At 27.5% G+C, this 15,583-nt stretch carries 15 protein-coding genes; 12 read left to right on the forward strand and 3 right to left on the reverse strand.

Annotated features, from left to right (window positions below):
* Positions 1-6: 6 nt before the first annotated feature.
* A complete protein-coding gene (locus U880_RS0108555; RefSeq protein ID WP_024655613.1) occupies positions 7-501 on the reverse strand; it encodes a flagellar export chaperone FlgN in 495 nt (164 codons plus the stop codon).
* Positions 502-640: 139 nt separating this feature from the next.
* Between U880_RS0108555 and mnmE the strand changes: the two genes are divergently transcribed.
* The 10 genes from mnmE to U880_RS0108605 all read left to right on the forward strand — a co-directional run bounded on the left by mnmE (position 641) and on the right by U880_RS0108605 (position 11,926).
* A complete protein-coding gene (gene mnmE / locus U880_RS0108560; RefSeq protein WP_024655614.1) occupies positions 641-2,035 on the forward strand; it encodes a tRNA uridine-5-carboxymethylaminomethyl(34) synthesis GTPase MnmE in 1,395 nt (464 codons plus the stop codon).
* 2 nt (positions 2,036-2,037) lie between these two features.
* Positions 2,038-3,900, forward strand: a complete 1,863-nt coding sequence (gene mnmG, locus U880_RS0108565) for a tRNA uridine-5-carboxymethylaminomethyl(34) synthesis enzyme MnmG (RefSeq protein ID WP_024655615.1) — start codon at positions 2,038-2,040, stop codon at positions 3,898-3,900.
* Positions 3,897-4,529, forward strand: a complete 633-nt coding sequence (rsmG, locus tag U880_RS0108570) for a 16S rRNA (guanine(527)-N(7))-methyltransferase RsmG (RefSeq protein ID WP_024655616.1) — start codon at positions 3,897-3,899, stop codon at positions 4,527-4,529. Before mnmG ends, rsmG begins: the two co-directional genes overlap by 4 nt.
* Positions 4,530-4,599: 70 nt before the next feature.
* Positions 4,600-5,592 carry an AAA family ATPase gene (locus U880_RS0108575; protein WP_024655617.1) on the forward strand — a complete coding sequence of 331 codons (993 nt, stop codon included), beginning with the start codon at positions 4,600-4,602 and terminating at the stop codon, positions 5,590-5,592.
* 13 nt (positions 5,593-5,605) lie between these two features.
* Positions 5,606-6,487 (forward strand): DUF58 domain-containing protein, encoded by an 882-nt coding sequence (locus U880_RS0108580; RefSeq protein WP_024655618.1) that lies wholly within the window; start codon positions 5,606-5,608, stop codon positions 6,485-6,487.
* Positions 6,488-6,492: 5 nt separating this feature from the next.
* Complete coding sequence (locus tag U880_RS0108585; protein WP_024655619.1) at positions 6,493-7,392, forward strand: hypothetical protein; 900 nt, start codon at positions 6,493-6,495, stop codon at positions 7,390-7,392.
* Positions 7,379-8,380, forward strand: a complete 1,002-nt coding sequence (locus U880_RS0108590; protein ID WP_024655620.1) for a vWA domain-containing protein — start codon at positions 7,379-7,381, stop codon at positions 8,378-8,380. Before U880_RS0108585 ends, U880_RS0108590 begins: the two co-directional genes overlap by 14 nt.
* Positions 8,377-9,366 carry a vWA domain-containing protein gene (locus U880_RS0108595; protein ID WP_024655621.1) on the forward strand — a complete coding sequence of 330 codons (990 nt, stop codon included), beginning with the start codon at positions 8,377-8,379 and terminating at the stop codon, positions 9,364-9,366. The genes U880_RS0108590 and U880_RS0108595 overlap by 4 nt, the downstream gene beginning before the upstream one ends.
* Positions 9,348-9,935, forward strand: coding sequence for a tetratricopeptide repeat protein (locus U880_RS0108600; RefSeq protein ID WP_024655622.1), 588 nt, complete (start codon positions 9,348-9,350; stop codon positions 9,933-9,935). Before U880_RS0108595 ends, U880_RS0108600 begins: the two co-directional genes overlap by 19 nt.
* The gene (locus tag U880_RS0108605) at positions 9,884-11,926 is read left to right on the forward strand and encodes an SH3 domain-containing protein (protein WP_084543262.1); all 2,043 of its coding nucleotides are present in this window, start codon (positions 9,884-9,886) and stop codon (positions 11,924-11,926) included. Before U880_RS0108600 ends, U880_RS0108605 begins: the two co-directional genes overlap by 52 nt.
* Positions 11,927-11,968: 42 nt before the next feature.
* On the opposite strand, the gene infA is transcribed toward U880_RS0108605, so the two are convergent.
* Positions 11,969-12,190 carry a translation initiation factor IF-1 gene (gene infA / locus U880_RS0108610; RefSeq protein ID WP_012537936.1) on the reverse strand — a complete coding sequence of 74 codons (222 nt, stop codon included), beginning with the start codon at positions 12,188-12,190 and terminating at the stop codon, positions 11,969-11,971.
* Positions 12,191-12,358: 168 nt separating this feature from the next.
* On the opposite strand from infA, the gene U880_RS0108615 reads away from it, so the two are divergent.
* Positions 12,359-12,742, forward strand: coding sequence for a TraR/DksA family transcriptional regulator (locus U880_RS0108615; protein WP_024655624.1), 384 nt, complete (start codon positions 12,359-12,361; stop codon positions 12,740-12,742).
* Positions 12,743-12,745: 3 nt separating this feature from the next.
* Here the strand turns inward: U880_RS0108615 and U880_RS0108620 are convergent, their stop codons facing one another.
* The gene (locus tag U880_RS0108620; RefSeq protein WP_024655625.1) at positions 12,746-13,903 is read right to left on the reverse strand and encodes an OmpA family protein; all 1,158 of its coding nucleotides are present in this window, start codon (positions 13,901-13,903) and stop codon (positions 12,746-12,748) included.
* A gap of 158 nt (positions 13,904-14,061) precedes the next feature.
* Here U880_RS0108620 and malQ point away from each other — a divergent pair, with 158 nt between their 5' ends.
* Positions 14,062-15,546, forward strand: coding sequence for a 4-alpha-glucanotransferase (gene malQ, locus U880_RS0108625; RefSeq protein WP_024655626.1), 1,485 nt, complete (start codon positions 14,062-14,064; stop codon positions 15,544-15,546).
* Positions 15,547-15,583: the final 37 nt, after the last annotated feature.

The following is a 15,583-nucleotide window of genomic DNA, read 5'->3' on the forward strand; positions in this document are numbered from 1 at the left end:
GATTATTTAAAGTTTTTTGTTTATTAAGACGGATGCTTCATTTGGCGTTCCGTTTTTTGGTCCATAGGGGTTTTTATAAGTGATATTATCTATAGTCTCTTGAGCATCTTGAAATATTGAGTCTAACATATCAAGGGATGTTTCTACATAACTTGATATTAGATGATTTAAATTTTGAATATTTAATATTCCTATTTTTAGTCTATGAAAGTAGTTATATATTTCTTTCTTGTAAGTTGAGCATAATTTTTCTATAGTCATGTAAGTTGATTCAAATTGTTCATTTTGTGTAAATTCTTTCCAAATTTTATCTCTCTTTTGTTCTACATCGTTAAATTTTTGTAGGTAAATATTTGTTTTATCTATTGATTCTTTCAACATAATTGCATTTTTTTCATCAAGACATTTTTTTATATTTAAATACATACCATATATTTTTTCTATTAAAAAGGTTTCTTCTTCTAATGTGTTTTTTAGTTCAGTTTCTAATTTAATTTCCATTTCTTTAAAGTAAATTATAAGTGAAATTTATGATATTTACAAATTTGAAATATTGTTATTTTTTATTATTTTGTGTTTTGGTTTTTTCTTTTATTTTTTGATTTTTGTTATTTATGCTATGTTATAATTTTTATAATCTATGAGCAGGCTTTTTCAAAAAGAAGATGATATTGTTGCACTTGCTACACCTTTTTTTAGTAGTGCTTTATGTGTAATTCGTAGTAGTGGAGTTTCGGCGATTGAAAAATTTTCTAAAATGTTCTCAGAGCCTAATAAGTTGCTTGAGGCATCTGGGCATACTATTCATTATGGATATATTCTAGATAACGAAACTAAAGAAAAATTGGATGAAGTTGTTGTTTGTCTTTATAGAGCTCCAAAAAGTTTTACAGGGCAGGATTCAATAGAAGTGATGGCTCATGGTTCTCTTGTTGGTATAAGAAGAATTATGGACTTTTTTTTGAAAGTAGGTTTTCGAATGGCTGAGCCTGGTGAATTTACCTTTCGTTCTTTCTTGGCAGGGAAACTTGATCTTACTAAAGCAGAGGCTATAAATGAATTAATTTCTGCTAAGACTAGGCAAGTACATGCTCTTGCTGTTAATAAACTTTCAGGTTCTTTATTTGATAAGATAGATTTGATTAAAAGGGATATTTTAAATTTTCTTTCAGCCATTAGTGTTTATCTTGATTATGAGACAGATGATAATGAAGTTGTTATTCCTGTTGATGTTATTTTAAAAAGTAAATCTGAACTTGAAAGGTTAATTGATTCTTATGATACTGCAAGAAAATTGGAGAATGGTGTTACATTAGTATTGGCTGGTTCTGTTAATGTTGGCAAATCTTCTCTTTTTAATTTGTTATTAAAAGAAGATAGGGCTATCGTTTCTTCTTATGCTGGTACTACACGAGATTATATTCAAGCAAGTTTTGAATTTGATGGTATTTTATTTAACGTATTTGATACAGCAGGACTTAGAGAGACTAGTGATTTTGTTGAACAGTTGGGTATAGTGAGGAGTAATTCTTTGATTAAAGAAGCATCTTTAATTTTTTATGTTGTTGATTTAAGTGGCAAATTAACGGATGATGATTTGAAATTTATTGATGCTTATAAGGAAGATTCTAGAGTGCTTTTTGTTTTAAATAAGGTGGATTTAGAGCAAAATAATCAAACAGTTGAATTTTTTAATTCTAATAATGTAGGTTCATTAAACACAGTAAAGATTAGTACTAAAACTTTATTTGGTATAAATTCCCTTTATAATAGTATAAGGTCATTGATAGGTGTTGATTATATGAAGACTATTGATTGTGATGTTGTGATATCATCAACTCGTCAGGCAGAACTTTTAAAGAGGGCTTATGCTTTAATTATTGAGTTGTTAAGCAAAATAGAACAAAATATAAGTTATGATATGTTGGCATTTGATGTTTACGAAGTGGTTAATGTTTTAGGGGAAATAACGGGTGAGGTTACTAGTGAGGATGTGCTTAACAATATGTTTAAGAATTTTTGTTTAGGAAAATAGGTATGGATTTTGATGCTATTGTTATTGGAGGAGGGCATGCTGGTATTGAAGCATCTCTGGCTCTTGCAAGATTAAATTTTAAAACAATTTTGATTACTCAAAATTTAGATACAGTAGGCAAACTCTCTTGTAATCCTGCTATTGGTGGGCTTGCTAAGGGAAATATGGTGAGAGAGATTGATGCTCTTGGTGGAGAGATGGGATGTCTTATTGATTTTAGTATGATTCAATTTCGCATTTTAAATAAAAGTAAGGGTCCTGCTGTACAAGCACCTCGTGCGCAAGCTGATAAATTAGTATATCAAGTTAAAGCAAAGGAAACATTAGAGATTCAGAGTAATCTTGAACTTTTTCAAGATACTGTTAGTGATTTTTTACTTAATCCTATGAAAAATAAGATTGAAGGTGTTGTTACAGAGAGGGGTAATAAATTTACATCGAATGTTGTAGTTCTTACAACAGGAACTTTTCTTAGAGGCAAAATATTCATAGGTGAATACAAGGCTTATATGGGAAGGATTTCTGAACCAGCTGCTTTTGGTCTTGAGAAAATTTTGCTTGAGCTTGGATTTGAAATGGGTAGACTGAAGACAGGTACTCCTGCAAGGGTTCATAGGCGAAGTATTAATTTTTCAAAAACAGAAATTCAGTTTGGAGATTCTGATATCATTCCTTTTTCTTTTTCAAATACCAAAATAGATAAGACTCAACTTTCTTGTTATGTTACTTATACTAATAAAAAGACTCATGAGATAATTAGTGAAAATATGCATCTCTCTCCACTTTATTCTGGGGAAATTGTTGGGAATGGTCCAAGATATTGTCCTTCTATTGAAGATAAAATTGTTAAATTTAAAGATAAAGATAAACATCAAATTTTTATTGAGCCTGAGGGGATTAATACCCAAGAGATGTATCTTAATGGTTTAAGTTCCTCTTTACCTGAGGATGTTCAAAAAAGGTTAATTAATAGTATTGATGGACTTGAGGATGCATTAATTACAAGACCTGGATATGCTGTTGAGTATGATTATATTAATCCCATTGAATTATATGCAAGTCTTGAGACTAAAAGGGTTGAAGGACTTTTTGTTGCTGGGCAAACTAATGGATCTTCTGGATATGAAGAAGCTGCAGCTCAAGGTTTGATGGCCGGAATTAACGCAGCACTTAAATTGCAAAAAAAAGAGCCAATGATATTGCCAAGGACTAGTTCTTATATTGGTGTTTTAATTGACGATCTTGTTACTAAGGGTACCAAAGAGCCTTATAGAATGTTTACCTCAAGAGCTGAACATAGACTTAATTTGAGGCATGATACTAGTGACAAAAGATTGATAAAATGGGGATATGAAGTTGGATTAGTTAGTGAGGAGAAATATTCTAGGTATTTTTTTAAGGAAAAGCAAATTGAGGAAATTAAAGAACTTTTGAGACATAGACGTCTTAAAGAGAAAGAAGCTAGTAGTTTTGAATTAAAAAGGCATATTAATAAAGATTTTTATCATATTGTAAAAGATCCATATATTAATTTAAAGGATCTTGTTAATATCGATCCTAAGTTAAATGCTTCAAAAGTAATTCTTGAGCAAGTTGAATTAGACATTAAATATGAAGGCTACATTAATAGGCAAAAAGATTTGATTAGAAAAATGAATAATCTTGAACTTATTAAATTGCCACTTGATTTTAATTATGAGATTGATGGTCTCTCTAGAGAGGCTAGGGAAAAATTTGTTCAAATTCAACCAGCTAATCTTGCTCAAGCAAGTAGGGTTTCTGGCGTTAGGAATACTGATATTCAAGTTTTGCTTATATATTTTTCAAATCCTAAAAATAAAGTAGTGCTTAATTTAGATTTATGATGACTAATTTTAAATTTGCTTTGAAAAATTTGAAAGTGAATTTTACTTCAGAAAATATTGATAAATTGAGATTTTACATAGAGAAAGTTTTATTATTTAGTGATAGGTTTAATTTGGTGTCAAATAATGTTCGCAACTTTGATGCAATGCTTTTACATGCTCTAGATTCTATTTCTGGATTGCCTATTGTTAAAGATAAAAACCCACAACAAGTACTTGATGTTGGCAGTGGAGCTGGATTTCCAGGAATTGTTTTAGCCCTTTTTGATCGTTATAGAAAATATATTCTTCTTGAGCGTAGTAATAAAAAAGCTATTTTTTTAAAAATGATTAGTTTGGAACTTGGTTTAGAAAATGTGGAGGTTTTAGAGCGTAATGTTGAGGAGGAACCAAATAAATATGAATTTATTACAATCAGGGCTTTTGGAGATATAAAAAAATATGCAAATATTTTGGGATCGATTTTAAAATCTGGTGGTTTAATTATGGCTTATAAAGGGAAATTTGATAAGGTTGAATTTGAAATGAGTTATATTAAAAATTTATTTGACAAAATAGAAATAAAATCATCAGAAGTGATTTCTGATAAAGAGAGATATTTCCTTTTACTTTATGATTATAAATGTTAATTTTATTATCTAGGTTTTTAGTTTATATTTTATTTTTCTTAGCGAGGAAATTTAGTACTATAGGAGTGGTATGAAAAATAGTTTTCAAATAGATTCTGAAGTAGAGAATGCATTAAGTTTAATAAATAAATTTAGAAGGGAAGTTGCAAGTAGAATTCTTGGGCAACGAGAAATGATAGATGCTATTTTGATGGGAATCTTAACAGAAGGTCATGTTTTACTTGAAGGTGTGCCGGGACTTGCTAAAACATTGACTATTCAAACAGTTTCAGATGTTCTTGATCTTGAATTTAAAAGAGTACAATTTACCCCAGATCTTTTGCCTTCTGATCTTACGGGTAATATGATATATAAGAGTACGACAGGAACTTTTAAAGTTAGGAAGGGTCCAATATTTTCAAATATTGTTTTAGCAGATGAAATTAATAGAGCCCCTGCTAAAGTTCAATCTGCACTTCTTGAGGCAATGAGTGAACGTCAAGTAACCCTTGGTGATGAGACACATAAGTTACCTGATCCATTTTTTGTTCTTGCAACACAAAATCCAATTGAACAAGAAGGAACTTATAATTTGCCAGAAGCGCAACTTGACAGATTTTTGTTGAAAGTGAATGTGAAATATCCATCTATTCAAGATGAAATTAAGCTTCTTAAAATATTTTCAGTTGATGGTGGACTTGAAAATATTAAAGTTGCAAAAATAATGAATGCTTATTCTTTAGCAGATCTTAAAAGGATAATTGGTAAGGTTAAGGTAGATGATAAAATAATGCTTTATATTGTTACCTTAATAGCAGCTTCTCGTGAAAATGATAAAAAAACCTATCCATTTACTAAGTATATTGAATTTGGAGCATCTCCCAGAGCATCACTTAGTTTGCTAAAGTGTGCTCGTGTTAATGCTCTTTATGAGGGACGATTGTTTGTTCTTCCGGAAGATGTTAAGGCTGTAGCTTATAATGTATTAAGGCATAGAATTACTCCTTCGTATGAGGCAGAAGTTGAAGAAATGAATACTGATGATATTATTAAGATACTTCTCTCAGCGGTTGCTCTTCCTTAGGATTTAATTGGATATGCAATATAGTAGTGAATCAAGTGCTAGTACTAAAACTAAAATCAAAGCTTTAAAATTTTTCTCTAGAAAAATGCTCTTAGAGCTTAATTTTGGTGGATATCGTTCTATTTTTAAAGGTCTTGGTCTTGAATTTCATGAGTTTAGACCATATGAGGAAACAGATGATGCTAGATTGATTGATTGGAATGTTAGTTCGAAAACAGATAATATATTTTCAAAGGTTTTTAGAGAAGATAAGGGAATAAATTTACATTTGCTTGTTGATAATTCTCTTTCTATGAGTTTGGGAAGCATAACAAGTAAAAAAGAAATTCAGGATTTATTGGTTTCTATCTTTGCTCATATGGCATTTTTTAATAATGATAAGATAGGTATGACTTTTTTTTCTAGCAAAACGGATAAATTTATTTCATCTAGAAAGGGATATCCGCATTTAGGATTAATTTTAAATGAGACAATTAATAGGCAGTTAAAGAGGGGCAGTAATTTAACATATGTATTTAAAAATACAGCAGAGTATTATAAGAAAAGATCTTTAATTATTATCATTTCAGATTTTAAAGCCAGCGATTATTTTAAATCTTTAACAGTTCTCAGTAAACGTCATAATATTATTGCGATAAGACTTACAGATTTTTTTGATGAAAATCTTCCTCAATATGGACTTTTAACCTATGAAGATATTGAAACACGTGAGGATTTTTTAGTTTCAGGGTTTAGTAAGAAGATATTAAATAGTTATAAGAATTATTGGACATTAGATAAAATAAAATGGCGGAAAGAATGCATAAAAAGGAATATTAATTTTATAGAAATTGACACAAGAGATGATGTTTTTAAAAAATTAAAGGTGCTTTTGAAAAAGGAGAATAGTATTTGAAAAATATGATTTTCCTTTTAACTTTATTTCTTTTATTTCTTGCTTTTAATTTATTTTCGTATGAAATAAGAAATGAGATGTTTATTCCAACTCGTTATTATGTGGGAGATACTGTTGAGTTGAAATTTTCTTTAATTCTTGGTGATGATGAAAAATTTATTCCTATCGCGTTTGAAGAAATTAAAAATGAATTTGTTGAGGTTAGGTCGATATTATACAGACCTGAAAGTGGAGAGATAATAATATCTTTTGTTTCATTTTATATAGGAAGTAATACTCTTCCTCATATTTATGTTGGGGATATTATTAGAAGTGATAAAACTTTTAAGTTGATTCTTAATAATATTAAAATCAATACTAGTACATTAGTTGCAGATGATGATTCTCTTAAGATTCAAGATATAGAAGGAGTGCTTTTTCTTCCAGGTACCAGTACGTATTTTGTTGTTTTTATTTTGGCTTTTATATTGATTCCATATCTTTTTATTAAGTTTTTAAAACTTATAAAGCAATTATTAGTATTTCTAATAATAAAGCATAATTTAAGAAGGCCTTATAGAGTATTTCAAAAACAATTGAGTATTTTAGATAACTATATTGAAAGCGAAGAAAAACAGAATGTTTTTTATAATTTATTAAATTCGTCTTTAAGAGTTTATTTGTCTAAAAAAACAGGTTTTGATTTTAATGCGATTACTACTACTGAAATTTCTGAGATTTTACAAAGTCTTAATGTGCCCCATGAAATTCGTTCAACCTTTGTTAATATGCTTAGACTTTCTGATTTTAGCAAATTTAGTGGAATTAATTTATCGGGTGATAATTTATCGCTTGTTTTAAATGACTTGAAAAAAGCGGCTTTTAATTTTGAAGAATTTAATAGAGGTGATAATGTTAACATTTAATGAGCCTTTGTATTTATTTTTACTTGTAGTATTGCCATTAATAATTTATTTTAGCCATTTTTTTAGTCGTAGAGGTGGGAAAGTTAGATTTCCTATATCTATTTATGGAAATTTTGGTTCTATAAAATTAAGAGATTATGTACTGAATTTATTGTATTTTGTGACTTATACTTTTTTTTATCTAGCTATAATAGTTATGATCTTAACTTTAGCAGGTCCTTCTATATCAAAAAAGAAAATGACATATCTTAGTAGTGGAGCTGATATTGTTATTGTGTTAGATATATCTCCTAGTATGGGTGCTATTGAATTTTCGTCAAAAAATAGACTTGAATTTGCAAAAGAATTGATTGAATATTTTGTATATCAAAGAGAAAATGACAATATTGGCTTAGTAGCTTTTGCAAAGGAGGCATCATTAATAGTGCCACTTACAATTGATAGAGATTTTTTTTCTAAGAAGTTAGATGATATTTATATTATGGATCTTGGCAATGGATCTGCTTTGGGACTTGGTATTTCTATTGCTCTTTCTCATTTAAAGCATTCTGAAGCACCTAAAAAATCAGTCATTGTTTTAACAGATGGTGTGGTTAATTCAGATGAAGTTTATAAAGATCAAGTAATAAATCTTGCTCAAGGATTAAATGTGAAAATTTATTCTGTTGGAATTGGTAGTGATGAGGAACTTAATGTTGGTTTTGAGTTAAGGTCTGGTAAATTTTATCAGGGAGTTTTGAAAGAAGTATACGATCCTAGCATGCTTTTTGAAATTTCAAATAAAACAGGAGGACTTTTTTATTCTGTTGGTGATGATTTTTCATTTAAACTTGCAATTCAAGATTTTTCGAAAAAAGAAAATGTAGAGAGAAAAGTTAAAATATCAGTTGATAATAATGATGTTTATAATGAATTTTTGTTGGTAATATTTTTTTTATTAATTCTTTATTTTGTTTTTTCAAAGATTATTTTAAAAGAGGTGTTATGAGTATAGGCAATTATTATGCTTTTTACTTGTTTATAGTTTTATTTATAGTTTTGTTTGTGTATGCTTATAATTTTAGAAAAGCACTTCCGTTTTTTAAAGCCTTAAGTCTTATGCATGTTAATAGTGCTTATGTTAAAAATTATTACATAAAGAAAATACTTATGATTTTCTTTTTTGTGTTGAGTTTTGCTTTTTTAATTTTATCAATTTTGGATGTTTCTTGGGGACAAAAGGCCACTGAGGATGAAAGAGTAAATTTAAGAATATCTTTTGTTGTTGATATTTCGCGTAGTATGTTAACTTTTGATGAGGGAAAATCTATTAATAGACTTGAGAGTGCTAAAAATTTAATTAGTTTAATTTTGAATAGTTTTGAGAATGCTGAGTATTCACTTACTATTTTTAAGGGTAAATCTTTATTAGTTTTGCCTTTTTCTAAAGATAAGGCCAGTTTATATAAGATGTTAAATTATATTGAACCTAGCTTAATAAGTTCTCCTGGTAGTTTTTTAGGTGATGGGGTTTTGAGTGCTATACAAGGAATCAAAGATAGTTCTTATTATAATTTTTTGATAGTTTTAACAGATGGTGATGAATGGGGTGAGAATAATTATTATACTTTTTCTAAATTAATTGATATACGTAATATTATAAGCTTTGTAGTTGGAATTGGAAGCAATAAACCATTGCCTTTGATTGATAATCATGTGAATGTGAGAGTTCAGAATGATAGTTTGATGACTTTCATGCTTAATGAGGATAACTTGTATCTCTTAACATCTTCTATTAAGGGTTCTTATTATAATTTATATCTTAAAGGTACTAATTATGTCATTAATGAGATAAGGAATGATATAATAAAAAAAAGTTCAAGTAATATTTTATTAATTGGCATTTTAAGATACAAGCTTTTTTTATCTGTTTCTTTTTTATTTATGATGTTGTATATATTTGTTAAGGTTATTAAATGGGACGATACTTTTTAATTTATTTATTAATAAGTTTTATATGTGCATTTTTTTTATCTTGTTCAAATATTAAAGCTATGTCTCTTATGGCCATTGGTAATTATAGGTATATTAGAGGTGATTATCAGAGTGCAATTTCTACCTATTATAATCTTGTAGATGATAATAAGAGTGCTGCGTGGGGTTATTATAATCTTGGAATTGTATATTATTCTTTGGGAGAATATGAGAGCTCTCTTCGGATGTTTTCGTATGCAAAAAGAGACGGTGATTTTTTTTTGCATTTTAATATAAGTTATAATGAGGGGATAATATATTACAATCAGGGACTTTATAGAAAAGCAGAAGTGGCGTTTAAAGAAGCTTTAAAGATTGATCCTGCAAGTTATAATGCTAAATATAATCTTGAACTTGCAATAATTAAAAAAAGGACTATATCAGGAAATTTAGATAATTTAAGTGTTAGTAAGAATCAAAATTTTATTGAAAATAATGAGAATTTTTTGAGGTATATTGAAAATCTTGAGAGGGTTTTATGGGTAATGAGGGCAGACGAACAAATTGTGTCTTTGCAAGAAGATTGGTAATATTTTTAATTTTATTTCTAGTATATTTAAAAATTTATTCTTTATCTGGTACTGATTATTTAATATCTGCCAAGATTGTTAAAGGTTCTAAGGTTATTCATATTGTTAAATTGAATTTGCCTCAGGATATTGATGAAAAATTATTGAAATTTGACATCAATAAAGATATAAATGAGAATGCTAAAATTGCCTTAATATCTAAAGTTATTGATGGAAATAATTTTATTATAGAGATAAAAATTGAATATGTTTTTGATAAACTGGGATTTATCAAAATTCCTTCATTGAGAGTTATTTATAATGATGATGTTTATTTGACCTCAGAGTTTGAAGTGGTCATTTTAAGAGAAGATGAATTTCGTTCTTTGGGATTGCCAGTTGGTTTATATTGGGATTTTAATAAAAAAGAAATTTATGAATATCAGAGTGTTGGGTTTGTTTTGCGTTCTAATTGGCTTTTAAGTAATAATATTAAGTCTGTTGCTAGTTTTTTTAATGCTGTTAAAGATGCAATGATTGATAGAACTCCCATATTTGAAAATATTAATTATAGGACTTTTAATAGTAAAGAAATTTTGGATGTTCCTCTTTATAATTTTATTTTAACTCCTCTTAGGGGATCAAAAATTGTTGTTATTCCCAGTGTTTCTTTTAATATAGGTGAGGATATTATTCGCATGAGTCCTGAAATTTTTTTAAAAATTAAATCAATACCAGAAGAGGTAAAATCTTTAGCCGTTGGATCTTTTAAAATTGACTATGATTTTCCCAATTCCACGTCTATTACTCAAGATGCCTTTACTATTTTAATAAAAATTACAGGACAAGGAAATCTGCCTCATATCCGTTTTCCAGAAATTGAAACCTATAATTCTAGAATTATTTATAATAAAAAGAATTATAATTTTGAACCTTCAAAAGATGGTTATCGAGGTAGCATATCTAATGTATATACTATTAAGCCAGATAATAAGGGTAATTTATTTGTAAACATTGGTGATTTTGTATATTTAGATCCTGATGATGATAAGGTTTATAGACTTAATGGTAAACGACTAAAGTATGAATATTATGGAGAGTTTAAAAATAATAACTCTAATCAAGAATTATTATCAGATTTTAATTTACTCTCATATTATGATATTTTAAAACACAAAAATAAGACTTTTTTGTTTTTCGTTCCCATTTATTATTTGATTTTAATACCAGGGATTTTATTTTCTTTAGCTATGTTTATTAAACATAAAAAATTTTTTATTGCTTCTGGTTGTGGTTTGATTGTTTTAATATTAACCCTTGCTGTTAGTCTTAATGCTATAAATGATGGTTCTCTATCGGAAGATAATATCAATGATTTGATAAATGATTATAAATCAAGTAATTATAGTGATGCTCTTAATAAAATTGATAATATTATTAAAAGAAATTCGAATTATTCAGGACTTTGGTTAAATAGAGCACTTATTTTAAGTAAGATGGATAGATCTTTTGATGCAATTTATTCGGCTTATAAGGCATTTTTTACTTCTCCAAATAATGATATCTTTTATAAGATTATTGATTTTATTGAAACTAAAAATGGGATTAATGAAAATATTAGAAATAATAGTTTTGTTTTTTCTAATATATTTTTTATTATTAGCTTAATTTTAATAACTATTTTAATAATAGTTGTTTCTTATAGATTTTATGCAAAAAATTTAAAAAGAATTATTTTATTTTTACTTTTATCTATGACATGTTTTACATTATTTCAAACATATTATTTTTATCTTGAGCAACAATCTGAGATTGGAATTATTAGAGGTGATTTAGTCTCCCTTTATAAAGTCCCTGATAATTTTTCAAGAAGTTGGAAATTTTTAAAAGGAAATATAAGTGTTTATGTTCTTGATAAAAAAGATGACTTTGTTTTAATTCAGACAAGTCATGGACTTAAGGGATGGATTCATAAAAATTTTATTGTGTCTGTTAAAGATGATTTAATATGAAATGAGATGAATTTTTGAATTTCAGTTTTTATTACATAAAAATTATTTTTCTCTGTATACTATTCTTCCTTTTGTAAGATCATAAGGTGATAGTTCAACTTTGACTTTATCTCCAGGAACTATTTTAATAAAATGTTTTCTCATTTTTCCAGATAGGTGAGCTAGAACTAAATGTCCATTTTTAAGTTCTACTCTAAACATTGTGTTGGGAAGAGATTCTTTAACAATCCCTTCAGTTTCAATAGCTTCTTCTTTTGTATTCAAAATGTCTCCTTATTATTTGTGTAACAGAATCAATTGTACACAATTAGTAATATCATTGCAATTATTTTCTTATTAAAAATTAATGCACTAGTTTACATTATAGGGGATTGTTTATATAATTACACGGAGTTTTTTAAAAATTGTAATTTATTATAGGGAGGTAATATCATGCAGAAAAGCAATTTTGAGCATGAATTTGTTGAAAAAATGCGGACTCTTCTTGTAGAATTAAAAAAAGAAATATTAAATTCTATAAGATCTGTTGAAGATAGTAAAAGAGAAATTATTAACAATGATATGCATCTGAAAGATATAGTTGATATTGCATTTGATAATATGGATGGTAATAATCTTGAGGCTTTAAGTTCAGTTGAAAAAAAGAAACTTAATTTAATAAATCAAGCTCTTTATCGGATTTCTCATAATATTTATGGGCATTGTTTAGCTTGTGATAAAGATATTGCACAAGAAAGGTTAGAGGCTATTCCTTATGCATTTTTATGTATAAGTTGTCAAACTAAAAAGGAAAAAAAGAGCAGAAGGTCGATTTAGTATTTAATTGTTTAGAATTGTAATTTCTACTCTTCGATTTTTTGATGCTAAAGGAGATGAGCTTACATACTTAGGTTTTTTAGCACCCCATCCTTTAAAAAATATTTGGTTTTTGTTCTTTACTTTCATTTTTAATAAATAGTTTCCAATTGTATGAGCTCTTTTTTCAGACAATTCGTGCATTTCTTGTTCTGTGCCGAACTTTGCTGTGTGTCCCTCGATTAGAATGTTATTGTCTTTAAATTTTTCTAGTAAATTGGCTATGTGCTTTAATTTATTATGTTCTTTTTTAATGATTTGAAATGAATCAGGATAGAATTCAATGTCTAAGCTTAATTTAATGCCATTTTTATTTTTTTCTATTTCTATAGAATCTATTTGTTCTCTTTTAATATATTCCTTAATTTCATTCTCTATTGTGTTATCATTTGGTAATTCAATGGAGATTATTTTTCCAGATGAGGTTCCAATCATTTTGATATTATTATTTCCGTTTTTCATTTGAAATTCATATGTGTCATGATATTTATATATATTGCCCAATGCTGAATCAAAGTATATTTTTTGGTTAACTTTTTGAGAGAATAATATGTTTTTTACATTATATTTAGATTCATAATTTGAATAAATTATATCGTAATATTTTCCATCTATTTTTTCTTTGCCTTTATATGTATAGTTTACATCAAATCTTGTAATAAAATCTTTTATTCCTTTTACAATCTCAGATGCTTGTATGTATTCTTCTGCTGGATATGTCCATGTTTCATTTACTCTTATAGGTGTTTTTGGAAATTGTGGAATACCTCTAACAGAAGGTCTTTTTTGATTATGATTAATTTTGTATTCACCCTGTTTATTTATGCTAAAATTTCCTTCAAGTTCTTCTTTGAGTAAGTAAACATCGCTCTCATCATTTCTTTTTAGTATTCTAAAATAAGATTTTATATTTGCAAAATTGTTTTTTACATCTTTTATTTCGCTTGATACTTGAATGTTTGTTTTTGTTTCGGAGTTAAATATACCATTTAGGTAAATTTTTTGCTGATCTGTGGTTTCTATTCTAAATTTAGTGCCTTTGGTGTATTTAAACTCTAATATTTCAGATGAAAATGTTATGGTTTTTATTAAAAATAGTAATATTATGGTCTTAATATTCATTTAACGAATTATATCATAGTTTAGATTATGTTTTTTAAATCTTTCATTAAATCTTTTTAATAATGCTTTGCGTGTTTTATGTTTTAGTTATAATGATAATATGCATATAGTTGTTTTAACTTTTTAATTAAATGATCTATTGTTTTGAGGTATAAGAAATGAAAAGAAAAAGTGGAATTTTGCTAAGTATTAGTTCTTTACCATCTAAGTATGGTATTGGTGATTTGGGAAAGGGAGCATATGAGTTTGTAGATTTTCTTGCTAGTTCGTCGCAAAGTTATTGGCAAATATTACCATATTCACTTCCTAATTGTTCAGGAGTTCCTTATTTAAGTTGTTCTGCGTTTGCTGGTAATATAAGTTATATTGATTTAAATGCTATTGATAGATTTATTGATGTGGATTTAGGTACTTTTGGATGTTTGGAAGATAGATATATTGATTATGATAAATTAAAAACCAAAAATATGATTTTAAGAGATGCTGCTTTGAATTTTTTGCATAGGGCGACAATTGATGAGATGTATGCATTTGAAAAATTTAAAAAATCTGCTTCTTATTGGCTTTTAGATTTTTCAAGTTTTGTTGCTTTTAGGGAATATTATTGCAAATTCCAAGAGTCACAGACTTTTAATCTTTTATTTAGTAAAGAAATATTAAAAAGAGATATGAAAGCTTTAATGCAACTTAGAGAAACTCTTAATGTTGAGATCAATATTCAACAAGTATTGCAATATTTCTTTTTTTCACAATTTAAATCCTTAAAAAGGTATGCAAGTAATGTTGGGATTAAAATAATAAGTGATATGCCTATTTTTATGTTTTATGATTCTGCTGATGTTTGGGCACATCAAAAATATTTTAAATTAAAATTTGATGCAAGTAAAGACAAAGTAACAGGTATGCCTTCTGGTAATTTGTCTTATAAAAAATATCTTTGGGGTAATGCAGCTTATAATTGGAAAGCTTTGAGGAAAGATGATTATGTGTGGTGGATTAATCGTATTGATTTTATGCATAAATATGTAGATATTATTAAATTTGATTATTTTAGAGGCTTTGTATCTACTTGGGAAATTTCTGAGCGGGAATTTTTGATTTATAGTAGTAATGGTCAGTGGGTCAAGTGTCCAGGTAAAGATTTTTTTAGAAATGTTTTAAGTAAAATTAATGATTTAGAAATTTGGGTTGAAGACCTTTTAGAAGATCGTAGTGATGCTTTTAGATTAAGAGATTATTTTAATTTTCCAGAAACTAGAATTATGCAGTTTGCATTTGATTTTGATTCAAAAAATTTGTGTCTTCCACATAACTATATAAAGAATTGTGTTGTCTATACAAGTACTAATGAGAGTAATACTATCCGTCAGTTTATTAATTCTGTCGATGATGAGCATAGAGAGTATATTTTTGATTATTTTAATACTAATGAAAATTTTGTTGTTTGGGATATGATACGAGGTGCTATGTCTAGTGTTGCAGATAATGTAATAATTTCAATGAAAGATTATCTTGATCATGTGGTTGCGCATAAAAATGTGTCTGGATCAATGCTTAATGATTTTAGGATCTTGAGTTCTGATTTAAATGCTGATTTAAGTAAAAAAATAAGTAATATTACAAAACTTTATGGAAGAATGTAAGTAGTAATTTTAATTATTTGTTAAAATAATATTTGTT

This window comes from Borrelia hispanica CRI (assembly GCF_000500065.1).
Classification (GTDB): Bacteria; Spirochaetota; Spirochaetia; order Borreliales; family Borreliaceae; genus Borrelia; species Borrelia hispanica.

What these genes read in the sequence shown, in the direction of transcription:
- U880_RS0108555 (WP_024655613.1), bottom strand. Translation starts at nt 501, where the DNA reads ATGGAAATTAAATTAGAAACTGAACTAAAAAACACATTAGAAGAAGAA.
- mnmE (WP_024655614.1), top strand. Translation starts at nt 641, where the DNA reads ATGAGCAGGCTTTTTCAAAAAGAAGATGATATTGTTGCACTTGCTACA.
- mnmG (WP_024655615.1), top strand. Translation starts at nt 2,038, where the DNA reads ATGGATTTTGATGCTATTGTTATTGGAGGAGGGCATGCTGGTATTGAA.
- rsmG (WP_024655616.1), top strand. Translation starts at nt 3,897, where the DNA reads ATGATGACTAATTTTAAATTTGCTTTGAAAAATTTGAAAGTGAATTTT.
- U880_RS0108575 (WP_024655617.1), top strand. Translation starts at nt 4,600, where the DNA reads ATGAAAAATAGTTTTCAAATAGATTCTGAAGTAGAGAATGCATTAAGT.
- U880_RS0108580 (WP_024655618.1), top strand. Translation starts at nt 5,606, where the DNA reads ATGCAATATAGTAGTGAATCAAGTGCTAGTACTAAAACTAAAATCAAA.
- U880_RS0108585 (WP_024655619.1), top strand. Translation starts at nt 6,493, where the DNA reads ATGATTTTCCTTTTAACTTTATTTCTTTTATTTCTTGCTTTTAATTTA.
- U880_RS0108590 (WP_024655620.1), top strand. Translation starts at nt 7,379, where the DNA reads ATGTTAACATTTAATGAGCCTTTGTATTTATTTTTACTTGTAGTATTG.
- U880_RS0108595 (WP_024655621.1), top strand. Translation starts at nt 8,377, where the DNA reads ATGAGTATAGGCAATTATTATGCTTTTTACTTGTTTATAGTTTTATTT.
- U880_RS0108600 (WP_024655622.1), top strand. Translation starts at nt 9,348, where the DNA reads ATGGGACGATACTTTTTAATTTATTTATTAATAAGTTTTATATGTGCA.
- U880_RS0108605 (WP_084543262.1), top strand. Translation starts at nt 9,884, where the DNA reads ATGGGTAATGAGGGCAGACGAACAAATTGTGTCTTTGCAAGAAGATTG.
- U880_RS0108615 (WP_024655624.1), top strand. Translation starts at nt 12,359, where the DNA reads ATGCAGAAAAGCAATTTTGAGCATGAATTTGTTGAAAAAATGCGGACT.
- U880_RS0108620 (WP_024655625.1), bottom strand. Translation starts at nt 13,903, where the DNA reads ATGAATATTAAGACCATAATATTACTATTTTTAATAAAAACCATAACA.
- malQ (WP_024655626.1), top strand. Translation starts at nt 14,062, where the DNA reads ATGAAAAGAAAAAGTGGAATTTTGCTAAGTATTAGTTCTTTACCATCT.